Below are 22,563 nucleotides of genomic sequence, written 5' to 3' on the forward strand. Positions count from 1 at the left end.
CGTGGATTAGCTGGAACGCGCTGTGCGCAGGCGGCGATACAACGCGCCGCTGGCCCCGAGAAATCCGGTCCCAAGCAGAGCGAGCGAACCTGGTTCCGGGACGGGAGACGGCCCATCAACGGGGGTTGCCGTGAAGGTACCGTAAGAAGCAGCCTGGCCATCGTTGTAGTAGAAGGCATAGACGCTCGTGACGTGCAGGGTGTAACGATTCGGAGAACTTCCGATCATCTCGGCAAAGGTGATGTCATTCAGTTGCCCATCGAGGAAGCGAACGAGGGTATCGCCCGTAGCCCCGGCGAGGGTAAAGGTCTGTCCATCGATGTTGAAGGCAACATCGATCAACTTTCCATTGCTGACCGAGTAATCGGAGATTCCCGAGGCAGAAGGCGCTCCATCAAAGGTGATGGAGCCCGTGCCGCCATAGAGAGAACCAGCAGAGGGTGTAAGGGTGAGATTGTAGGTAACCGGAGCGGCAAACAGCCGGGCCGGAGCTGAGAGAACCAAGGCAAAAGCTGCAACACAGAAAAACTTCAGGGTACGGCGCATCTTGTTTGTTATCCGATCTTCTGGGGATTCGTTCTGGCTGTTGTAGAAGCAAGTGACCGACCAAACTCTCCCCGACAGCAAAATAGCCACAATTTGCATAATTTTGCGCAGTTTGGGACTAGATCGGCCATCGATGGGAACTCTTTTTCCCACATTGGCGAACGAGAGTGGAAGATTTGTGGAACTCGGTCCGCGGGGTCACTGAAATTTTCGCGGCACTTTAAAGTGGCCAGACCTCTCAGAAATTCTGTACACTTCGTCGACCGGAAAAGCAGGGGTGTTTTCCGGGTTTCGAAGCTATGCCTGCGTTCGAAGCCTGGAAAGTGGTCTGCGCACACGGCACAGTTCAATTTTCTGATTTATAAGGAGCAGCTATGGGGTCTGACCAGACGAGCCGACGCGATTTTGTAAAGATGGGGGCGGCTGTGGCTGGCACCGTCGCTACATGGAACGCCACCAGTTACGCCAAGATTGTAGGCGCCAACGACCGGGTACGCACTGCGGTTGTGGGCTGCGGCGACCGAATGAAGGGTGCGTTGATTCCATCCTTTTTGCAGCATGCCAAGGAGATGAACTTCGAGTTTGTGGCGATCTCGGACCTGTGGAACCGTCGCAGGGAGGATGGCGTGGCCTACATCCAGAAGAAGGGCGGCCCGAAGGTGGACACGGTCCGCAACAATGACGAGCTGTACGCCCGCAAGGACGTGGATGCCGTCCTGATCGCTACGGCAGATTTTCAGCACGCCAAGCACGGCGTAGAGGCCGTCAAGGCCGGTCGCGATGCCTATGTGGAGAAGCCGCTGGCTCACACCATGAAGGACGCCCGAGCGATCCGCGACACCGTCCATGCCAACAAGCAGATTGTGCAGATCGGCACCCAGCGTCGCTCGACGCCCAGCTACCAGAAGGCTTACGAGTACATCAAGTCAGGTAAGTTCGGCGACATCAACATGGTAGAGATGACGTGGAATGTTAACCAGCCCGGTCGCTGGCGCCGTCCCAATGTCGTTCCGCTCCTGAAGGAACAAGATACGGACTGGAAGCGTTACCTGATGGATCAGCCCTACGAGCCGTTCGACGCCAGGAAATATCTGGAGTTTCGACTGTTCTGGCCATACTCCTCGGGTATCCCCGATCAGTGGCTGGTCCACCAGATCGATACCGTTCACTGGTTCTCGGGTTATCCCAATCCGCGCAGCGTCGTCGCCAACGGAGGAATCTATCAGTGGCACGATGGCCGTAAGAACTGGGACACGATGACAGCTGTCTTCGACTACGGCCCGGAAAGTGAGCCGACGAAAGGTTTCCAGGTTTTGTATTCCTCTCGTCAGACCAATTCGGCGGGCGGTGTAAAGGAGATCTACTACTCCAATGGCGGCTCGCTTGACATGGACAAGCAGATCGTCAACTCGACCGGGGGCCTGACGGCGAAGGCTGCGGCCGAGATGGGAATGAAGGCGAACCAGCTGCCGACGTTCGCACTCAGCGAGCATGCTGAGGCTGCTTCGACTGCGGCCGACACGGGTGCCGATCCGATGACCTCAGCCAACATGCTGAACTGGATGCAGTGTGTGCGCTCGCGCAAGCAGCCGAATGCCAACGTCGATGCCGGCTATAGCCACTCGGTCGCGCTGTGCATGACGATTGCCGCCATCCAGACCGGCCAGCGCGTAACCTTCAACTCCAAGACCCAGCAGATCCTCGCAGGAGGAAAGGTCTATGCATAAAACGCTGCTGGGATGCGCCATGCTGATTGGGACTCTGCAAGTGGCAGGCGCTGCAACCAACAACGTCAAGGTGGTCGCTGACGAGGCGCATCAACGCGTCGATGTGACGATCGATGGCAAGCCCTTTACGTCCTATGTGTGGCCATCGACGTTGAAGAAGCCCGTTCTCTTTCCCCTGGTTGCTGCAGATGGCGTTACTGTGACCCGCGGATATCCACTCGCTCCACGTGATATGGAGCGGGTGGACCACCCGCATCACGCCGGCCTGTGGTTCAACTATGGCAATGCGAACGGCTTTGACTTCTGGAACAACTCCGACGCCATCAAGCCGGAGCAGCGGCCAAAGATGGGAACGATTCATCACGAGAAGGTCGTGTCCGTTCGCAGCGGGGCCAAAGGCGAGCTGGTCGTCGACTCCGTCTGGGAGACGGGCGCGGGACAGAAGATCCTGAACCAGAAGACGAAGTATGTCTTCTCACAGAAGGGCGACACCCGCACGATCGATATGACCGTGACGCTCACCGCGCTCGACAAGGTCATCTTCCACGACGACAAGGAGGGCGTTCTGGGCATTCGCGTGGCTCACTTCCTCGAGTCACCGACGGAGAAGGGCGGAACCTTTGCCGATGCCGACGGACGGCAGACCAAGGTGGAAGGCAACAGTGCCGGAGCCACCGGGGTCTATCGTACGAGTGAAGGTGTGGAAGGCGACGTCGTGTGGTCCACGCGAGGACGCTGGTGCGAGCTGACTGGGCATACTCATGACGGTCATACGGAGACGATTGCAATCTTCGATCACAAGGGGAATCCCGGATATCCGACCTACTGGCACGCACGTGGATATGGCCTGTTCGCAGCCAATCCACTGGGGCGCAGGATCTTCGATCCCAAGCAGCCGCAGTTCGACTACACCCTCGACAAGGGGAAGTCGACGACGTTCCAGTATCAGGTCAGCATCTCGTCCCATGCAGCCTCACCGTCCGAGATGAATCAGGCTGCGGATGCCTTTGATGCAATGAAGTAGCAATATCAAACCAGCAGAAAGGCCGCCCGTTGAGATGAGGGCGGCCTTTCTGTTTTTGCTTTTGGACTAGTTCTTCTTTTTCTTCGCAGGTTTCTTTGCGGCCTTGCCACCTTCGCTTTTTGAGGCAGTCTGCGTCTCCACAGAATTCTGCTCGATATCCCTGTCGCCTATCATGTGAAGCCTCATGAAATTGGTCGCTCCTGATCGAGTACGGGTGCCGGCGACGATGCCGACAATCTGGTGCTCGCGAACCCGGCCATGGCGTTCGAGAATCTCTTCCGCCATGTTGACCAGGGCATCCGTGTCATGAAAGCGGCCGCAGAGGATCGGGTACGTCCCCCAAAGAAGCATGCAGCGGTTAATGACCTTCTCGAAGGGAGAGAGAGCATAGATGGGCGGGTCAGGACGATACTTTGACAGCAGGCGCGAGGTTGCTCCGCTCTCGGTGAAGATCGCAATGGCAGCAACGTCAAGATCGTCTGACGCATGCGCCATCGATTCACAGATGGTCTCAGCGACCGATAGGCGCACGCCGCGTGGATGACGAGTCGACGGCGGAGGATCAAGACGAATCTGCTCTTCGGTCTCAGCAACGATCTTGGCCATCATGGCGACAGCCTCGACCGGATACTTCCCTGCCGCGCTTTCAGCGGAGAGCATGACAGCATCCGTGCCGTCGTAGACGGCATTGGCGACGTCAGATGCTTCCGCGCGCGTGGGGCGCGGATTCTCGATCATCGATTCCAGCATCTGGGTTGCGGTAATGACCGGCTTTCGATACTCCGTGGCACGGCGGATGATGTGCTTCTGGATGGCCGGAACCTTCTCGGGAGGAACCTCAACTCCCAGATCACCACGCGCCACCATGATGGCATCTGTCGCTTCAAGAATGGAGTCCAGATGTTCGATCGCTTGTGGCTTCTCCAGCTTGGCAACGATCCAGGCATCGGAGTTGAGGGCCGCCAGCCGGCTCTTGACGTGGCGAATATCGTCAGCCGTCCGCACGAAGGAGACGGCGACGGTGTCTACGCCTGCGCCAATCGCAAAGACGAGGTCTTCTTCGTCCTTCTCCGTCAGCGATGGCACCTTTACCGGAATCCCAGGCAGGTTGATGCCCTTATTTTCGCCCAGCAGACCTCCATTGATGATCTTGCAGATGACATCGCCGCCCTTGATCTGCTCAACTCTCAGCTCAATCAGTCCATCGGAGAGCAGAATGCGGGAACCAGACTCAAGATTTTCGGCCAGTGTCGTGAAGGTGGTTCCCACCATGGAGGCCGTGCCTGCAATCTCGTGTGGCGTGATAATGAGCTGTTTGCCCGCAACGAGCTGGACCGGCTTGTGATCTTTCAGCTTTCCGGTCCTGATCTTCGGCCCCTGCAGATCAGCCAGAATGCAGATTGGTTTGCCCTCTTCGCGGGAGACTTGGCGAACCATCTGGATCAGTTCGCTTTTCTGCTGGTGTGAGCCGTGAGAGAAGTTGAGGCGGGCAACGTCCAGCCCTGCCCGGACGAGCTGCCGAAAGACATCGATCGAACTGGAAGCGGGGCCCAGAGTTGCCACGATCTTGGCACGACGGCCGCGGAGCATTCCTTTGGAAGCAGTATCGAGAAGCATGGGATTCGCGGAGGTAGTCATAAGTGCTGCTGGATCCTTTTTTGTGAACCGTCGCGGAAGTATCCCCGATGGCATGACCAATTTATCTGTACGTTCGCCATTCTAACCGTGCCAGCCCCACTTGGGGTAAAACGGTTCAGTCATTCCTCTTAAGGATGTTGGTGCAGACGGTAGGAGGAGTTGAATTCGGCGCCAAACAGGACGCTGAGTGAGACGATGTACAGCCAGAAGAGAAGGGCAATTCCAGCCCCCAGCGAGCCATATACCTGGGAATAGTTGGCGAACCTGGTTACATACCAGCCAAATGCCAGCGTGGTTACAAACCACATGACGGTAGCCGCAATCGCGCCGGGCAATACCTGCCTCCAGGGCTGCCGGATGGGCGTGCCCATATGATAGATCAGCGCGATCAGCCCGACGGAGCCGGTAAGCGTCACCGACCAGCGGATGATGAGGGCCACGATGTAAACCTCGGACCGGATGGAGGACGGAACGTGGGCCGCGATCCAGTAGATCAGAACATGGCCAAAGATAATCAGGGAGCTGGAGATCCCCAGTGGAATAAGAGAGAGCGGCACGAGAGCATACGCTCGGGCGCGACGACGCCAGAACGTCCAGCAGTTGAAGGGAAGGTCATATGCCCTGCGAAATCCCTCCATGAAGGTCGCAATCACGCTGGACGCGCCAGTGATGGAAACGAGCACAGACCCGACCACAACATGTGTGGATTTGCTGGCGTGGGGCGAGGCAACAAAATATCCCTCGAGCACCGGCATAACGGCTGGAGGAAGTACGCGTGCGAAAAATTCGCCAAGCTGCGCCCGAACCGGCGCGGTATCGGGCAACAGGGCGATTAGAGCGGCAGCGACGATCAGAGCCGGAAACAGCGCCACAATCGCGGAGTACGCCGAGGCCTGGGCAAGGCTCAAGACACCGTGATCGATAGCCCGCACCACGGCGCGATGCGTGATGCGGGGAATATACAGCAGTCGTTTCACGGATACAGTCTAAGCCCCGTGAACCAGTCCGCGATCAATCTTGTGTATCAAGCCTTCCAGCGCTTAAGAAAAGCCGTGACATCCTGCGGTGTGATTCTGCTCATGTTTTCGAACTCTTTGTTCCGTTGCGAATACAACAGCGTACCGTTGGCATCGAGCACAGCGAGAGCAGGAACTCCCTTCTCAATGGGGACCTTGTATTTCGCAGCAACATCAACATTGTGGTCCATGCGACCGATATCGATGTGGACCATCACGAAATGTTTCTGAAGCAACTCAACGTTTGGGCTCTGGTGCAGATAGATGTCGAGCACCTGGCAGTCGCCGCACCAGTCTCCACCAAAATCAAGAATCACGCGCTTCTTCTCGGCCTTTGCCTGCTTCAACGCTGCTGCAATGTCGGCCCTGGGATTGGCAGTTTCTGAATAGAGATGCTTTTTCACGAAGGGCACCCTCATCTGCGTATGCCCACTCTGCGGAATGGATACTGCCGCGAACATAACTGCAGTCAGCAAAGAGAGTTTTCGAGACATGGTGTAATGGCCCTCCATCTTGCCCGGGGACTCGCCCCTTTCTGATGATGCCTGAGAGATCCTTCTGGTCGCAAACCGGGAAATGGAGCGGCATGGATCGCCGCTGGAGGAGTCTTTCGTCACGTCCTGTAACACCAGCGGTATATGTAGGTCTATAGACCTTCGTAACCCACCGGGAAATTCGTCATAGGAGAAGATCGCATCAAGCGCATTCTATGCATCTTTTAGATGCAGCAGCCTTTATAAAACGGCAGCAGGACTGAGGCTTGCTTGAGGAAAGTTCTTTGAAAAGCGGATGGCCGGGTGCTACTTTGCATCATTAACGTAATCGCGAGGTGTTTCACTTTAGGCTAATGTGGACTGTCGACCCTGCAGTAAAGTTTCGGATCAATTTTCTTGAGGCGCTGGGTGGTTAGCCCTCTGATGCGGCTGCGATCATGGTGGTGCAACCCGGCCCCGCCATCGGTCTGTGCAGCAGTAGCTGTGGCTCCGCGTGTGTCTCACGCAACGGCTCGACCAGACATCGCAACCACGTCATTGGTTGCGACCGGCCTTGCAGCAGCAGCCTGGTTTGGCTGGCGACAGCGCAGGACCACACTCGAGGGCAAGCAGCGCGGACAGGAATACTCCCGGTTTATCGCGGCAGCGGAAGCGAGCCTCGATGGATTCTCCATTCTGGAAGCAATTCGCGATTCCACTGGAAGGATTACAGACTTTCGGATTCGCTACGTAAATGACAATGCGAAACGTCTGGTTGGCGTTTATGGAGATGGCCTGGTCGGCCAGACGCTTCGCGAGTCGATCCAGGACATCGAGAGTTCGGGCAGGCTGGACCGTTACCGCGACGTAGTCGAGACCGGCCTTCCGATGAAGGACGAATACCCTGTACCTCCCGATACAGGCTGGCCCGCCACATGGGTTCGCTACCAGGCCGTAAAGCTGGAGGACGGTCTTGCGATCACCTGCACTGACATCAGCAGCGTTAAGGCCGCCCAGACCAGGTACGAGCAACTGGTGGAATTCAACGACTCCATCTTCCAGCACGCCCCTTTCAGCATTATCGCGACCGACGTCGAAGGTCTCATTACCGCAATGAACTTCGCTGCGGAGAAGCTGAGCGGCTACAGCCGTGACGAACTGGTAGGCAAGGCGTCGCTCACGCTTCTGCATGATGAGCGTGAGCTTATCTCCGCAAGCGCCGAGACAACGCCAGGGGAAGAGGCTCTCGCGAGCGGCGGATTCGAAGTACTTACGGCCGGAGTGCGAGACGGCGAGATGCAGGAGAAGGAGTGGACGCTGGTTCGACGAGATGGCAGCCGTACTCCGATCAATCTGGCCATGAGGGCCGTAACGTCGGATACGGGTGAGATCAAAGGCTTTGTCGGGATCGCCTTTGATATCACGGAGCGCCGACAGATGCTCCAGTACGTCACCCACCTCGCTACGCACGATCAGCTGACGGGGCTGGTGGGTCGTGCGCTCCTGCAGGACAAGACCGTCGAAGCCGTAGAACGGGCGCGACGCTACGGAACAAAGGTTGCGGTCTTCGTCATTGACCTGGACCAGTTCAAACGCATCAACGATTCCCTGGGCCACGCATCGGGGGATCAAATCCTGATCGAGACGGCATCGCGCCTTCGCCGCTGCGTGCGCAGCACAGACATCGTTGCTCGCGTCGGCGGCGATGAATTCGTCGTCGTCATGCCCGACATCACCAGTGTTACCGATGTCGAGCATTGCGCCCTGAATCTGCTGTCCCGCATGTCGCCAGAGATGCTGGTGGATGACCAGATGGTCAGCGTCACCACAAGCGTCGGCATCTGCATCTATCCCGATTTCGCGCAGGACGCAAAGCACCTGCTGAAGCGCGCGGACTCCGCCATGTACGCGGCAAAGGAGAGCGGGCGCAATCAGTATCAGATTTTCAGCGAAGACATGCTGAAGGAGACCGCGGACCGCTTGTCGATGGAACATGCTCTGCGCCATGCGCTGACCAACGCCGAGCTCGTCCTGCATTATCAGCCGCAAATCTCCCTGACGACAGGGTTGATCACGGGCGTGGAGGCGCTTCTCCGCTGGAACCATCCCCGGCTGGGGAATGTGCCGCCGTCCCAGTTCATCCCCCTGGCCGAAGAGACCGGCCTGATCGTTCCTATCGGGGAATGGGTCTTCATGACTGCCTGTTGCGAAGGCAAGGCGCTGCAGGATGAGATGGGATCCGATGTGACCATCTCAGTCAATCTGTCTCCGCGGCAGTTTCAACAACGGAACCTGGTTCAGGTAATCGAACGTGCTCTGGCGCTGAGCGGGCTTGCCCCAAGGCATCTGGAGATTGAGATCACCGAGAACATCCTGATGGTGAACTCAGGCCCCAATCTGGACAAGCTGCAACAGATCCGCGAACTCGGCGTACGCATCTCCATCGACGACTTCGGCACCGGATTCTGCAGCTTCTCTTACCTGCTGCAGTACCAGGTGGACAGGCTGAAGATTGACCGCAGCTTCATCCGGCAGGCCGGAACCGATCCCAACGCAGCGGCCGTAGTTCGAACCATCATTGCCATGTCGCACGGCCTTGCCATTCGGGTGGTAGCCGAAGGCGTGGAGAGCGATGAGCAACTCCGCTTTCTGATGCGGCGCCGCTGCGATGAGGCCCAGGGCAACTATCTCGGCTATCCCGTAAGTGCAAAGGAGTTCGTAAGTTCGATGCAGGGCTACAGCGGGATCAATGTCATGCAGAACATATAGCCTTGCGAACTCAGATGCAGCAGATGAAGCCGCAGATTATCCTGGTTACACTGCCTGTCGACGTCTGAAGAAGTGGTAGATCGCCAGCAGGATGATGGCTCCGATCAGCGACATGATGAAGCCAGCCGCCTGGCCCTCCTGGTAGTGTCCAACCATTCTTCCGAGGAAGGTACCGAGGAAAGACCCCGCGATCCCGATGATCATGGTCACGAGGATTCCGCCGGGATCCTTTCCCGGCATGATCAATTTGGCGAGTGCACCGACAACAAGCCCGATGATTGCAGTCCAAAGCAGGCTGAACATGGAAGCTCCCTCCAGGTGCTTGAGTTTTCCGGGTGTTGGCCCGGATCAAAACCCGATTGTGCGCACCAGCATACTCCACCTGCCGCCGAAACCGAACGTTGAAAAGAATGATTTTTTAGCCCGTCGATACAGGATGTATACACAGCAGGAAAGTTGCTTCAGTAGGCCCGCAGACGATTGATGGGGATTCGCACCTGGGCACAGGTCGCACCGGGCTTCGACTCCATCGCTACAGACCCCCCGTGCTTATTGACAATCCGCTGCACGCGGTCGAGTCCCAACCCCATGGCAGTCCCGATCGGCTTGGTCGTAAAGAAAGGCTCAAAAATGCGAGACTGAATGATTTCCGGGATTCCCGGCCCATCGTCGAGAATCTCGATGATTACCGTCTGTCCTGTCACCCGGATGGCGATATTCAGCGTCCCATGGTCGTGCATCGCATCCAGTGCGTTTTCGATCAGTGCCGACCACACCTGGTTCAACTCACTGCCGTAGGCGCTTACCAGCGGCAAACCTTCATCGTACTCCAGCGTAATCTTCACATTTGCCGTTCGGGAGCGGAACATCGCCAGCGTGTTTTCGATCGAAGCAGGAAGATCCACATCCTGAACGGCGGCCTGATCCATAAAGGAGTAGCCGCGGATCGCGCTGATCAACTCAAAGATGCGGCCGCTGGAGTCCACCACCGTATCAGCCATTCGCTCAACGCGAAGGGCACTGGCAAAGGTTTCAAGCGCAGGAGAGAGAACTTCAGGACTGATCGCCTCGGCTAAAGAATCGAGCATGGGAAGGGGAAGCCGTGCCTCAGCCAATGAAGGAGCAATCGTCCAGGCAGAAGTTACGTGATGCTGTTCCAGCCATCGGGCGACCTCCTCTTCATGATCTGTCGCTTCAAGGGGACTCTGCGGAAGCGGCGAAAATCCAGAGGAAGCGCGCACATACTCCCGTGCATTCTTCACCCAGGCCTTGTAGCGGTTCAGCTCTTCTTCGGAGGAGAAGAGTCGGCCAAGGCGGTACTTCGCCTCATCGGCTTCGCGCAACTCCGTCGAGAGGCTGGCCGCCGAACGCTGCGCCGCTGATGCCGGATTATTCAGCTCGTGTGACAGATTGGCAGCCAGCTTCCCCAGAGCCAGAAGCTTCTCCGCCTGTTCTTCCATACGCGTAAAGTCTCGTACCCGATCGAGCAGCAGGGAGACGCAACGCTGTGCCATCGAAGGAATCGCGCACAGCATCTCCTCGAAGAGGTCCTCATGAATATCCAGAACCCAGACCGGGCCGACACTTCGTCCATCTGCGCCCCACGTCTTCATGCGTGAAAATGGAAGCTTTCCGGTAAGCCGGGACGTTCGGCCAACGAAGAGGGCTACTGGACCAGATTTACGACGCTGAGCCATGACATCACCTCGCAAGATGATGTGTGTGTGTTGCGACGGTTCACCTTCACGGAAGATCAGCGCGCCATCGGGACCGACACGTTCCGTCGAATGAGCAGCAAGCCACTCGTATTCCCTGTCGGTCAATCCGTCCAGCACCGGAATGGTGCGTAACGCAGAAATAATCCGATCTATGGGCGTAGGCTCGGCTGGAGCTGCAGCAATCAGCTCCCCTTCCGACAAAGTCGAGGCGGTTTCGAGACTGACTGAAGCTGCGATCGTACCAACCTCCCCTGAACTGCGTTCGTTTCGATTAAAACAAAGATTCCGACGGCAGGCACTTTGCTTCAGAAACTTCCTTCCCTCATAGGCCCGATCGGCCGATCTACGCAATCTTTGCAGCCAGACTCCGTTTAGCGACCTTGCGCGCTTTTATCGCCGTTTGCGCGCTGGTCTCCTTCGCTTTGTCTCCATCGGCGCCTTCAGCTCTTCCGTCTCCTGCCAGAGACGTATGCCTCCCTCAACCGCATTGCTGTTCGCGCCAACGATGACATGGAGAGGCAGGTCTTTCATCAGCTTCGCGTTTCCTCCCCCGAGCAATACGTATTCACAGATGAGGGCGTTCTTAAGCCTTTCAACGACGTCCAGCACCGACCTGCGCCATTTCTTTTTGCCCCTGAGATCCAGACCATCCTTGCCGAGATATTCCTCGTACGTTCTGCCCTTTCGATAGGGCAGGTGCGCCAGTTCCAGTGCGATCACATATCCGTCGAAGACCATTGCAGAGCCTAACCCTGTACCCAGCCCAAGGAAGAGCATCCGGCCGCCTTTGTAGCCGCCAAGAGCCTGCATCGCCGCATCATTCACGAACCGGATCGGTTTCTTGAAGACCTTCTGATACGGAAAATCAATCCACCCCTTTGCGAGATTGTGCGGTTCTGCGAGCGGATGATCGTGCACGACAGGCCCTGGATAACCGATCGAGATATGGTCGTACTTCCAGCCCTGCGTTCCAAGAAGAACCTGCTGCGCCATGTCAGCAGCCGCCATCGAAGGACCCGATGGAATTTTGAGAGGCACACGCTGTGTCGTTGAAGCGACCTTCACATGTGTACCGCCGATATCGATCACCAGAACATTTTTCATGTTCGAAAGCATACAGGCTGATGAAAGAAAGGCAGCGGAAGTTACTGAATGGCTTGTCGTATGCTGCACTACCCAATTTTAACCATCCTGTAAAAAATCAACCCATCCCGCAAATTACCTCCAGATAATGGCTTTAGATTCAACAATTTATTCTTCTCAATCATTATCGATTGACAATCGTATCGATTCATTTACATAATGGTGATGGGTACTTATTTAGTTAATGGAGAAATCAATGCGTAAAGCACTTCTGGCCACTCTCCTTCTCTCTCCCGTCCTGCTTCACGCTCAGGCAAGTTCGCCTGCCCAACATCAGTTTGCGCTTGCCTCCAGCTCTGAGCTTGGAGCAACCGCCGACCGCGGTACCGCCATCAACCGGCCCCTGCGCATCTCTACGGGCGTGGTTGCCCCCAAGCTCGTCTACTCGGTCAGCGTCAACTCGGACATCACTCGTCCCTGGACCGACGTCGCCGCCAACAAGACCGTTACTGTCGGCATGGTCGTAGATGCCGAAGGCAAGCCCACGGAGCTGAAGATTGTGAAATCGGCGGGCCCCATTGTCGATCACAATGTTCTTGAGGCCGTAAGCCAGTACCGCTTCCAACCCGGCACAGTCAGCAATCAGCCGGTAGCCTTCCCTCTGAATCTCGAGATCAACCTCACCCCAGCACGCTAGTTTTCTGTCGACGAGAGATGAAGATGCGGGCCCTCTGCGGCCCGCATCTCTCTTGCAAGTAACATTTGCGCCTATTGCTCTGAGCCGCAAGAGAACTCGGTCAGGAGTGGACGGAGCCGTGGTGCGTTATCGCGCCTGATACTGCTCGTCGCTCACCTGCTCCATCCAGTCGACAGTCTTGCCATCCAGCTTCTCCTGGACTGCGATATGAGTCATTGCGGTCGAGAGAGCAGCTCCATGCCAGTGTCTTTCTCCCGGGCTGAACCAGATCACATCTCCCGGATGGATCTCTTCGACAGGCCCTCCTTCACGTTGCGCCAGTCCGCATCCCGCAATCACAAGCAATGTCTGGCCAAGAGGATGCGTATGCCACGCCGTCCGCGCGCCCGGCTCAAACGTAACACTGGCTATTACCATCCGCGCAGGCTCCGGTGCTCCGAAGATCGGGTCGATACGAACCACTCCCGTAAAGTAGTCCGAGGATCCTTTTCCTGAGGGCTGCGATCCAACTCGTTTGATCTCCATATCTCATCTCTCCTGAAAATGAATAAATTGGGAACAGCGCAAGAATGGATTCTGTAGCCGTTCCGGATAAGCAGTCGTTGATCTCTGTGCAAAATATTCGTGCGCCAAGAAAGAACGGCAGAGCCGAAGCTCTGCCGTTCTTTTGCTTTTGCGCGAAGCGCTATCCGCGAGCACCTACTCGGCAGCCATCTCTTCCTGCTCGCCTTCCATACGCATGGCCTCGAGCTCACGCTCTTCCGCATCATGCGCCTCCTGAACCTCAGCCTGGACCTGGGCAGCCGCTTCCTCCAGTTCCGGTGAGAGCTGAACGGTGCGGTAGTACTCCATTCCTGTTCCGGCGGGGATCAGGCGACCGACGATGACATTCTCCTTCAGACCGCGCAATGTATCCACTGCGCCGTTGATGGAAGCCTCCGTAAGAACGCGGGTCGTCTCCTGGAAGCTCGCAGCCGAGATAAAGCTGTCGGTCGAGAGCGATGCCTTCGTGATACCGAGAAGCAGGCTGCGGCCGATCGCCGGCTTGCCGCCGTTCATCAGAACGCGCTGATTCTCTTCGGCAAAGCGGAAACGGTCCGTCTGCTGGTCGATCAGGAAGGTCGTGTCACCGACCTCTTCAATCTTCACCCAGCGGAGCATCTGCCGCACAATTGTCTCGATATGCTTGTCCGAGATGGCCACACCCTGCAGACGGTAGACCTCCTGGATCTCGTTCACCAGGTACTGCTGCAGTGCGCGCTCGCCGAGCACTTCAAGAATGTCGTGCGGATTGCGTGGACCGTCGATCAGCGCATCGCCGGCGCGGAGACGCTCGCCTTCCTGAACGTTGACGTAGACGCCACGCGGGACCGAGTACTCCTCTTCCTGACCGTTGTCAGCCGTGACGTAGACCTTGCGCTGTCCCTTGGAGACGTCACCGAAGCGCACGACACCGTCGATCTTCGAGATGATCGCAGGATCACGCGGCTTGCGGGCCTCGAAGAGCTCAACGACCCTCGGAAGACCACCGGTGATGTCCTTGGTGCGTGTGGTCTCGCGCGGAATCTTCGCCAGCACATCGCCGGGGAAGATCTCGTCGCCATCGGCCACCATCAGATGAGCACGGCTCGGCATCAGGTAACGCTTGTTGCCCTGCGGCGACTTGATGAGGATCGTCGGCTGACGCTTCTCATCCGGCGAATCCGCAACGACCAGACGCGAAAGGCCAGTGACCTCGTCGATCTCGTCGTGCAGCGTGACGCCCTCCTGCAGGTCCTTGAACTGAACCGTACCCGCAATCTCCGTCAGGATGGAGAACGTGTACGGATCCCATTCGCCCAAACGGTCGCCAAGTGAAACAGCAGCTCCGTCTTCCACCTTGAGCTTCGCGCCGTAAACGATTGCATAGCGCTCTTTCTCGCGGCCCTTGTCGTCGATCACGGCAACAGAACCATTACGGTTCATCGCTACCAGATCGCCTGCCTTCGAACGAACCGTGACCAGGTTGATGAAGCGCACCGTTCCGGCATTCTTCGCTTCGATGTGCGAAGTATCGGAGACGCGCGATGCCGTACCACCGACGTGGAAGGTACGCATCGTGAGCTGAGTTCCGGGCTCACCGATGGATTGCGCCGCGATGACACCGACGGCTTCGCCCATCTCGACCATCTTGCCCGAACCCAGGTTACGGCCATAGCACAGGATGCAGGCGCCGCGCTTGGACTCGCAGGTCAGCACCGAGCGAATCTTCACTCTCTCGATACCGGCAGCCTGGATTGCGCTCGCCAACTCCTCGTCGATCTCCTGATTGATGTCGACGATCACATTGCCTTCGAAGTCCTTGAGCCTCTCGAGCGACACACGGCCGATGATGCGGTCGCGCAGCGGCTCGATGGTCTCGCCGGCCTCGATGATCGGGGTCACATAGATGCCCTCCACCGTGCCGCAGTCGTTCTGCGAGATGATGACATCCTGCGCCACATCGACCAGTCGGCGAGTCAGGTAGCCCGAGTCAGCGGTCTTCAAAGCGGTATCCGCAAGGCCCTTACGAGCGCCGTGCGTCGAGATGAAGTACTGCAGCACGGTCAGACCCTCACGGAAGTTTGCGGTAATCGGAGTCTCGATGATCTCGCCCGAGGGCTTGGCCATCAGACCGCGCATACCCGAGAGCTGACGGATCTGCTGCTTTGAACCACGAGCGCCGGAGTCTGCCATGATGTAAATCGGGTTCATCGAACCTTCTTTATCCGCGCGCTTCATGTTGTTGAACATCTCGTCGGCCACCTTTTCGGTGACTCCCGACCACATCTGAATGACCTTGTTGTTGCGCTCACCATTCGTGATTGCACCATCAAGGTACTGCTGCTGCACATTAATGACCTGCTTCTCAGCCTCGGCAACTGCAACGTACTTCGATGCTGGAATGACCATGTCATCCAGACCGACCGACAGGCCCGAACGCGTAGCGTAACGGAAGCCCAGGTCCTTGATCCGGTCCAGTGTCTTGACTGTTGTCTCCAACCCGAGGTTCAGGTAGCAGTAGTTCACCAGCTGGCCGATTCCCTTCTTCTTCAGCAGGCCGTTGATATACGGGATGCCTTCGGGAAGCGCGTCGTTAAGGATGGCGCGGCCAACCGTTGTGTTGACGTACTGCTTGTTGAACTCGACCGGCTCCGTATGCAGGATGTCCTGGTCGTCATACGCCGTGGTCATATCGAGGACAGGCCCCGCGTAACGCAGACGAATCGGCGTCAGTGTCTCCACCTGTCCAGCTTCGAGCGCCATCAGCACCTCTTCGATGTTCGCGAAGACGCGGCCCTCACCCTTGGCGTTCACCTTGGCCTTGGTCAGGTAGTAGAGACCAAGCACCATGTCCTGCGTCGGAACAGTGATCGGATGTCCGCTCGCCGGCGAAAGGATGTTGTGCGAGGCAAGCATCAGAACACTGGCCTCAATCTGCGCCTCAGGCGACAGCGGAATGTGCACAGCCATCTGGTCGCCGTCGAAGTCTGCGTTGAAGGCGGTGCAGACCAGCGGATGAATCTTGATGGCCTTACCTTCCACCAGCACAGGCTCGAAGGCCTGAATGCCGAGGCGGTGCAGCGTCGGAGCGCGGTTCAGCAGAACAGGATGATCCTTGATGACCTCTTCGAGGATGTCCCAGACGATCGGTTCCTGCAGCTCCACCATCTCCTTGGCCTGCTTGATGGTCGTGCAGTGCCCGGTCTGTTCCAGACGGTGATAGATGAAGGGCTTGAAGAGCTCGAGCGCCATCTTCTTGGGAAGACCGCACTGATGCAGCTTCAGCTCAGGTCCAACCACGATCACGGAACGGCCCGAGTAGTCGACGCGCTTGCCGAGCAGGTTCTGACGGAAGCGGCCCTGCTTGCCCTTCAGGGTGTCGGAGAGGGACTTCAGCGGACGGTTGTTCGCGCCACGCAGAACGCGGCCACGGCGGCCGTTATCGAACAGAGCGTCGACGGCCTCCTGCAGCATGCGCTTCTCGTTCCTGACGATGACCTCAGGAGCGTGCAGATCCATCAGCTTCTTCAAACGGTTGTTACGGTTGATCACGCGGCGATACAGATCGTTCAGATCCGAGGTCGCGAACCGGCCACCATCCAGCGGCACCAGAGGACGAAGCTCAGGCGGAATGACGGGGATCACGTCGAGGATCATCCATTCCGGCTTGTTGTCGGACTTGCGGAAGGCCTCAACGATCTTAAGACGCTTGGAGTACTTGAGCTTCTTCTGGAGCGAGGACTCCTGCTTCATGCGCTCGCGCAGCTCAATCGCCAGCTCGGTAACCTCAACGCGCTTCAGCAGCTCCTTGATCGCCTCTGCACCCATCATGGCCTTGAAGCCACTGGGACGGTACTGCTGATCAAGCTCACGGAAGCGATTCTCGTCCTTGATAACCTCGCGTTCCTTCACCGGTGCGTCACCCGGATCCACAACGACATAGCTCTCGAAGTAGAGAACTGCCTCAAGCTCGCGCAGCGAGATATCCAGCAGGTGGCCGATACGCGACGGAAGTCCCTTGAAGAACCACACGTGCGAGCACGGCGAGGCAAGCTCAATGTGGCCCAGGCGCTCACGGCGAACCTTGGAGAGCGTCACCTCGACGCCGCACTTGTCGCAGATCACGCCGCGATGCTTCATGCGCTTGTACTTTCCGCACAGGCACTCCCAGTCCGTGATGGGACCGAAGATGCGGGCGCAGAACAAGCCGTCGCGCTCCGGCTTGAAGGTACGGTAGTTGATGGTCTCCGGCTTGGTGACTTCGCCATGCGACCAGCTGCGAATCTTTTCCGGGCTGGCAAGCTGAATCTTAATCGCGTCGAAATCAGCGATCGGACCGGTTAGTTCAAAAGGACTGGAGCGGAACATATTTATCGTCTCCGTTGCAGCATGTCGCTGCGGTTACTCAATGTCTCTGCGATAACTCCCGGCGTATCGCGTTGCCGCGGTTCTGGTACTGGTGCTCAATTTCAATTGTCTTGCCACTCCTCAAAGGAGAGTGGCGACGGTGAGGTCATCCTCAGGATGACCTCACCGTCATCAGGTTCTTAGTCGGCCGCGGCGATCGTCGGCACCGGCTGCTTCTTCTGGTCCGCCTGCTTCACCAGCTCCACGTCAAGGCAGAGCGACTGGAGCTCACGGATGAGCACGTTGAACGACTCCGGCACGCCAGGCTCAATGGCAGCTTCGCCCTTCACGATAGCCTCGTAGATCTTCGTACGGCCATACACATCGTCGGACTTCGCCGTCAGCAGCTCCTGCAGGATGTAGGCTGCGCCGTATGCTTCAAGGGCCCAGACCTCCATCTCTCCAAAGCGCTGTCCGCCGAACTGCGCCTTACCTCCCAGCGGCTGCTGGGTAATCAGCGAGTACGGTCCGATCGAACGCGCGTGGATCTTGTCGTCGACGAGGTGAGACAGCTTGAGCATGTAGATGTAGCCGACCGTGGCGGGCTGCTCGAACACATCGCCCGTCATGCCGTCATACAACTCGCTCTTGCCCGAGCTCGGCAGCCCGGCCGAAGCCAGCAGCGCCTTGATCTCGTTCTCACGGGCGCCGTCGAAGACCGCCGTGCCGAACCAGATACCGCGCTTCATGCCCGCAGCCACGCGCAGCGTCTGCTCATCGTCCAGCTTCAGCAGCTGGTTCAGAGCAGCCGTCCCTGCAAATCGAGCCTTGAAGAGCTCACGCACCTCAGCGGCCGACTCCATCTTCTGCGCAGCCTCGGCCACCTGCCTGCCGAGTTCATGAGCAGCCCAGCCAAGGTGTGTCTCGAGGATCTGTCCGACGTTCATACGCGAAGGCACGCCCAGCGGATTCAGAACGATCTCGACCGGCGTTCCGTCCGGAAGATACGGCATATCCTCTTCCGGCAGAATGCGGGCGATGACACCCTTGTTTCCGTGGCGGCCGGCCATCTTGTCGCCGACCGAAAGCTTACGCTTCATGGCGATGTAGACCTTCACCATCTTGATCACGCCGGGCGCGAGCTCGTCGCCCTTGCCCATCTTGCTGATCTTCTCGTTGGTGATCTTGCGCAGAACATCGATCTGACGCGAAGTCATCTCCTCGATCTCGTCGATCTGCTCGTTGACGCGCGGATCCTTGTCGGCATAACGAATGCGCTTCAGGTTACGCGTCGAGATCAGCTCGATGGTGTCGCGGTTCAGAATCTCACCCTTCGAAAGCAGCTTCTTGTTCGTACGTTCGTCGTGGAGATCGGCCTGAACTTCCTTGCCTCCCAGAATCGCCTCAAGACGCTTCAGACGCTCGTCGGTGAGAATACGAATCTCGTCAGCCAGGTTGCGCTCCAGCTTCTCAATCTGCTCCTGCTCGATCTGCTTGGCGCGCTCGTCCTTCTCCTGTCCCTTGCGGGAGAAGATGCGGACGTCCACGACCGTGCCTTCGATTCCTGGAGGGCAGGTCAGCGAAGCATCGCGGACATCGCCGGCCTTTTCGCCGAAGATCGCGCGCAGCAGCTTCTCTTCCGGCGTGAGCTGCGTCTCGCCTTTCGGTGTAACCTTCCCGACGAGGATGTCGTTGTGCGAGATCTTCGCGCCGATACGAATGATGCCCGATTCGTCGAGATCACGCAGAGCGTGCTCGCTGACGTTCGGAATATCACGCGTGATCTCCTCCGGCCCAAGCTTCGTATCGCGAGCCTCGATCTCGAACTCTTCGATGTGAATGGAGGTGTAGTAGTCCTCCTTCACCAGCTTCTCCGAGATCAGGATCGCGTCCTCGAAGTTGTATCCGCGCCATGGCATAAACGCCACCAGCACGTTACGGCCAAGACCAAGTTCGCCCTGCTCCGTGCACGGACCGTCAGCGATCACCTGCCCCTTCAGAACACGGTCGCCCTTGCGGACTACCGGCTTCTGGTTGATACAGGTGTTCTGGTTCGAACGCTTGAACTTCGTCAGCTGATAGATGTCCGATCCCACCTCACGCGAAAGCTGCGTCGGATGATGCTCGCCTTCAACGCGAATAATGATGCGCTCGGAGTCAACTGAATCGACGATGCCGTTACGCTTGGCCAGAATCACAGCGCCTGAGTCGCGCGCCGTTACGCCTTCCATACCGGTTCCGACGAACGGAGCCTCGGAGACCAGCAGCGGAACCGACTGGCGCTGCATGTTCGCACCCATCAGGGCGCGGTTCGCGTCGTCGTGCTCGAGGAACGGAACCAGCGAGGCAGCGACTGAGACCAGCTGCTTCGGCGAAACGTCAACGTAATCGACTTCGGCCTTGTTCACCAGCACGAAGTTGCCCTGACGCCGCGCATCCACGATGTCCTGAACGATCTTCTGGTTCTCATCGAGCTCAACGTTGGCCTGAGCGATCGTGTGACGATCCTCCTCCCACGCCGACAGGTAGAAGCTGAACGGAGCAAGCTCCATCGTCCGCTTCTTGTCCTTCTTCAGCTGCTCGTTGAGCTTCAGCGCCTCGCTCGTCTCCAGGTAGTCGCCCTGACGGAGCCCGCTCTCGCCCGCGTTCGTCACCTGGACATAGTCCAGAACGCGGCCTTCCTTTACGCGGCGGTATGGTGACTCGATAAAGCCGTACTCGTTGATGCGCGCAAAGCAGCTCAGCGACGAGATCAGACCGATGTTCGGACCTTCCGGGGTCTCAATCGGGCAGATACGGCCGTAGTGGGTCGGATGTACGTCGCGAACCTCGAAGCCCGCACGCTCACGCGACAGACCACCGGGCCCAAGGGCCGACAGGCGGCGCTTGTGCGTGATCTCCGACAGAGGATTGGTCTGGTCCATGAACTGCGAAAGCTGCGAGCTTCCGAAGAACTCGCGGATCGCCGCCATCACCGGCTTGGCGTTGATGAGGTCGTGCGGCATCGCCGTCGACATCTCCTGGTAGACCGACATCTTCTCCTTGATCGCGCGCTCCATGCGAACCAGGCCGATACGGAACTGGTTCTCCATCAGCTCGCCCACCGCGCGGACGCGTCGGTTGCCAAGGTGATCGATGTCATCCACCACGCCGATGTTTTTGCGCAGCTTCAGCAGGTAACGGATCGTGCCGTAGAAGTCCTCAGGGGTCAGCGTGCGGCGATCAAGGCCGGTAGCCTCGGCATTCTCGTACAGCTTGATGTTGAACTTCAGACGGCCCACACGCGAGAAGTCATACTTGCGAGGATCGAAGAACATTCCCTCAAACAGCGCCGTCGCCGTATCCAGGGTCGGAGGATCGCCCGGACGGAGCTTGCGGTAGATCTCGATCAGAGCCTCTTCGGGCTTGCGGACCGAGTCGCGGCGCAGCGTGTTGGTGATGATGTTGCCCACATCATCGCGCTCCGGGAAGAAGATCTCGAAGCTGGTTACGCCTGACTGCACGATCTTGTGCAGCTTGTCTGCCGTCAGCTCCTGGTTCGCCTCGTAAAGCAGCTCGCCCGTCGTCAGGTCAACCACGTCAGCTGCCGACATTGCGCCATCCAGCTCCGAGGTCTCGACCTCAACCTCCTCCACATTGTGCGAACGCAACGACTTCAGCGCATGTCCGGAGATCTTGCGGCTCGCAGGGACAATCTCCTCACCCTTGACCGAAATCGCGCCCGCCGGACGGGTTCCCTGCAGGTTGGTCGGAGTTCCCTCCGGAGCCACCTTCCAGGTCAGTTTGCCGTCCTTCACGTTGATCGTGTCGACGGTATAGAAAGTCTTCAGGATCTCCTCGTCGGTCCTCAGGCCGAGAGCGCGCAGGAAGATCGTGCCCAGGAATTTACGCTTGCGGTCGATACGAACGTACAGCGTGTTCTTCTGGTCGTACTCGAACTCCACCCAGCTGCCGCGGTACGGAATGATCTTGCCCAGGAAGTAGGTGCGATTATTCGCCGTCTCAAAGAAGACGCCAGGCGAACGGTGCAGCTGCGAGACGATCACACGCTCGGTGCCGTTGACGATGAAGGTGCCATTGGCGCTCATCAGCGGAATATCGCCAAAGAAGACCTCCTGCTCCTTCATGTCGCGCAGGGTCTTCACACCCGTCTCCGGGTCCTTGTCATAGATCTTCAGGCGAATAGTCACCTTCAGCGGCGCCGAATACGTCATGCCGCGCTCTTCGCACTCAGCCTGGTCGTACTTCAGCTGCAGACCCACCGGGTCGCCGCACTTGGTGCAGAAGTCAGGAGTGTTCTTGTTGTAGGTTCCGCAGAAACCGCAGAGGACATCGCCCGGGTGAAAGGGATCGGTGATCACCATGTGGCCGCAGTTGACGCAGGCTGTGCGCAGGTGGTTCAGCCCCTTCAGGTAGCCGCATTTGCACTCCCAGTTGCCGATCGAATAATCGACAAACTCAAGCTCGCTCACATTGCGGAAGTCGGTGATCGGGAAGACGGAGGTAAAGACCGATTGAAGTCCATTGTCCTCACGCTCCTGGGGGAGCTTATCCATCTGCAGGAAGCGCTCGTAGCTGCGGCGCTGCACCTCGATAAGGTTAGGAATCTCAATTGCGGTTGGAATCTTGGAAAAATCAAGACGACTGCGGATCGCGCGCATTTCGCTGGACATGCTCTCTCCTGAATACGTACCTTCGAGGTCCCTTCGTGGATGTCTTCCTCATCCAAAGGGGGAGAGCCCCGGCCCTGGCTCTCCTGGTTTGTTCTTCCTGCGCCCCTGGTCCCATCGGGTTGTGCCGTCCTCGATTTCGGCCAGCCCGTGCGCAAAATTCTTCGCCACCCTTTCCCCGGCGGCACCCTTCTGAAAAACTTCAAAAACTTTTCATCACACCTAACCCGCTCCATCCGAGCGGAATCTGCTATAAGGAACGCGTAGGACGTGAAAGATTGACTGTTTTGGGTCGAAATACTGCGAAACACGGCAAAGCGCTCGAAGGGACAG

At 57.8% G+C, this 22,563-nt stretch carries 14 protein-coding genes; 4 read left to right on the forward strand and 10 right to left on the reverse strand.

The window, feature by feature from the left end; all coding sequences use genetic code 11:
* Nucleotides 1-6: 6 nt before the first annotated feature.
* Entirely contained in the window at nucleotides 7-546 is a 540-nt protein-coding gene (locus GWR55_RS08630; RefSeq protein WP_162401904.1) for a PEP-CTERM sorting domain-containing protein, read from the reverse strand.
* 374 nt (nucleotides 547-920) lie between these two features.
* Between GWR55_RS08630 and GWR55_RS08635 the strand changes: the two genes are divergently transcribed.
* Both GWR55_RS08635 and GWR55_RS08640 read left to right on the forward strand, forming a co-directional pair.
* Complete coding sequence (locus GWR55_RS08635) at nucleotides 921-2,273, forward strand: Gfo/Idh/MocA family protein (RefSeq protein ID WP_162401905.1); 1,353 nt, start codon at nucleotides 921-923, stop codon at nucleotides 2,271-2,273.
* Nucleotides 2,266-3,297, forward strand: coding sequence for a PmoA family protein (locus tag GWR55_RS08640; RefSeq protein ID WP_162401906.1), 1,032 nt, complete (start codon nucleotides 2,266-2,268; stop codon nucleotides 3,295-3,297). The genes GWR55_RS08635 and GWR55_RS08640 overlap by 8 nt, the downstream gene beginning before the upstream one ends.
* A gap of 66 nt (nucleotides 3,298-3,363) precedes the next feature.
* Here GWR55_RS08640 and pyk read toward each other — a convergent pair whose 3' ends face one another.
* The 3 genes from pyk to GWR55_RS08655 form a co-directional block, all read right to left on the reverse strand.
* Complete coding sequence (pyk, locus tag GWR55_RS08645) at nucleotides 3,364-4,935, reverse strand: pyruvate kinase (RefSeq protein WP_370521420.1); 1,572 nt, start codon at nucleotides 4,933-4,935, stop codon at nucleotides 3,364-3,366.
* A gap of 128 nt (nucleotides 4,936-5,063) precedes the next feature.
* Nucleotides 5,064-5,912 carry a YihY/virulence factor BrkB family protein gene (locus GWR55_RS08650; RefSeq protein WP_162401907.1) on the reverse strand — a complete coding sequence of 283 codons (849 nt, stop codon included), beginning with the start codon at nucleotides 5,910-5,912 and terminating at the stop codon, nucleotides 5,064-5,066.
* Nucleotides 5,913-5,959: 47 nt separating this feature from the next.
* Nucleotides 5,960-6,445, reverse strand: coding sequence for a thioredoxin family protein (locus GWR55_RS08655; protein ID WP_162401908.1), 486 nt, complete (start codon nucleotides 6,443-6,445; stop codon nucleotides 5,960-5,962).
* 423 nt (nucleotides 6,446-6,868) lie between these two features.
* Between GWR55_RS08655 and GWR55_RS08660 the strand changes: the two genes are divergently transcribed.
* On the forward strand, nucleotides 6,869-9,193 hold the full coding sequence (locus tag GWR55_RS08660; protein ID WP_162401909.1) for a bifunctional diguanylate cyclase/phosphodiesterase: 2,325 nt from the start codon (nucleotides 6,869-6,871) through the stop codon (nucleotides 9,191-9,193).
* Nucleotides 9,194-9,238: 45 nt separating this feature from the next.
* On the opposite strand, the gene GWR55_RS08665 is transcribed toward GWR55_RS08660, so the two are convergent.
* The 3 genes from GWR55_RS08665 to GWR55_RS08675 form a co-directional block, all read right to left on the reverse strand.
* Nucleotides 9,239-9,496, reverse strand: coding sequence for a GlsB/YeaQ/YmgE family stress response membrane protein (locus GWR55_RS08665; RefSeq protein ID WP_162401910.1), 258 nt, complete (start codon nucleotides 9,494-9,496; stop codon nucleotides 9,239-9,241).
* Between the two features lie 158 nt (nucleotides 9,497-9,654).
* Nucleotides 9,655-10,890 carry a sensor histidine kinase gene (locus GWR55_RS08670; protein WP_238398729.1) on the reverse strand — a complete coding sequence of 412 codons (1,236 nt, stop codon included), beginning with the start codon at nucleotides 10,888-10,890 and terminating at the stop codon, nucleotides 9,655-9,657.
* 411 nt (nucleotides 10,891-11,301) lie between these two features.
* Nucleotides 11,302-12,015 (reverse strand): ROK family protein, encoded by a 714-nt coding sequence (locus GWR55_RS08675; protein ID WP_162401911.1) that lies wholly within the window; start codon nucleotides 12,013-12,015, stop codon nucleotides 11,302-11,304.
* A 235-nt stretch (nucleotides 12,016-12,250) separates the two neighbouring features.
* Between GWR55_RS08675 and GWR55_RS08680 the strand changes: the two genes are divergently transcribed.
* On the forward strand, nucleotides 12,251-12,691 hold the full coding sequence (locus tag GWR55_RS08680; protein WP_162401912.1) for a TonB family protein: 441 nt from the start codon (nucleotides 12,251-12,253) through the stop codon (nucleotides 12,689-12,691).
* A gap of 126 nt (nucleotides 12,692-12,817) precedes the next feature.
* Here the strand turns inward: GWR55_RS08680 and GWR55_RS08685 are convergent, their stop codons facing one another.
* The 3 genes from GWR55_RS08685 to rpoB all read right to left on the reverse strand — a co-directional run bounded on the left by GWR55_RS08685 (nucleotide 12,818) and on the right by rpoB (nucleotide 22,233).
* Nucleotides 12,818-13,216 (reverse strand): cupin domain-containing protein, encoded by a 399-nt coding sequence (locus GWR55_RS08685; protein ID WP_162401913.1) that lies wholly within the window; start codon nucleotides 13,214-13,216, stop codon nucleotides 12,818-12,820.
* Between the two features lie 174 nt (nucleotides 13,217-13,390).
* Entirely contained in the window at nucleotides 13,391-17,581 is a 4,191-nt protein-coding gene (rpoC, locus tag GWR55_RS08690) for a DNA-directed RNA polymerase subunit beta' (protein WP_162401914.1), read from the reverse strand.
* 179 nt (nucleotides 17,582-17,760) lie between these two features.
* Nucleotides 17,761-22,233, reverse strand: a complete 4,473-nt coding sequence (gene rpoB, locus GWR55_RS08695; RefSeq protein WP_162401915.1) for a DNA-directed RNA polymerase subunit beta — start codon at nucleotides 22,231-22,233, stop codon at nucleotides 17,761-17,763.
* Nucleotides 22,234-22,563 lie beyond the last annotated feature (330 nt).

Origin of the sequence: Edaphobacter sp. 12200R-103 (assembly GCF_010093025.1) — a bacterium.
In the GTDB taxonomy this organism is placed as follows: domain Bacteria; phylum Acidobacteriota; class Terriglobia; order Terriglobales; family Acidobacteriaceae; genus Edaphobacter.

Excerpts from the sequence above, each read along its gene's own strand:
- GWR55_RS08630 (WP_162401904.1), bottom strand. The coding sequence starts at position 546 with ATGCGCCGTACCCTGAAGTTTTTCTGTGTTGCAGCTTTTGCCTTGGTT.
- GWR55_RS08635 (WP_162401905.1), top strand. The coding sequence starts at position 921 with ATGGGGTCTGACCAGACGAGCCGACGCGATTTTGTAAAGATGGGGGCG.
- GWR55_RS08640 (WP_162401906.1), top strand. The coding sequence starts at position 2,266 with ATGCATAAAACGCTGCTGGGATGCGCCATGCTGATTGGGACTCTGCAA.
- pyk (WP_370521420.1), bottom strand. The coding sequence starts at position 4,935 with ATGACTACCTCCGCGAATCCCATGCTTCTCGATACTGCTTCCAAAGGA.
- GWR55_RS08655 (WP_162401908.1), bottom strand. The coding sequence starts at position 6,445 with ATGTCTCGAAAACTCTCTTTGCTGACTGCAGTTATGTTCGCGGCAGTA.
- GWR55_RS08660 (WP_162401909.1), top strand. The coding sequence starts at position 6,869 with ATGCGGCTGCGATCATGGTGGTGCAACCCGGCCCCGCCATCGGTCTGT.
- GWR55_RS08665 (WP_162401910.1), bottom strand. The coding sequence starts at position 9,496 with ATGTTCAGCCTGCTTTGGACTGCAATCATCGGGCTTGTTGTCGGTGCA.
- GWR55_RS08670 (WP_238398729.1), bottom strand. The coding sequence starts at position 10,890 with ATGGCTCAGCGTCGTAAATCTGGTCCAGTAGCCCTCTTCGTTGGCCGA.
- GWR55_RS08675 (WP_162401911.1), bottom strand. The coding sequence starts at position 12,015 with ATGAAAAATGTTCTGGTGATCGATATCGGCGGTACACATGTGAAGGTC.
- GWR55_RS08680 (WP_162401912.1), top strand. The coding sequence starts at position 12,251 with ATGCGTAAAGCACTTCTGGCCACTCTCCTTCTCTCTCCCGTCCTGCTT.
- GWR55_RS08685 (WP_162401913.1), bottom strand. The coding sequence starts at position 13,216 with ATGGAGATCAAACGAGTTGGATCGCAGCCCTCAGGAAAAGGATCCTCG.
- rpoC (WP_162401914.1), bottom strand. The coding sequence starts at position 17,581 with ATGTTCCGCTCCAGTCCTTTTGAACTAACCGGTCCGATCGCTGATTTC.
- rpoB (WP_162401915.1), bottom strand. The coding sequence starts at position 22,233 with ATGTCCAGCGAAATGCGCGCGATCCGCAGTCGTCTTGATTTTTCCAAG.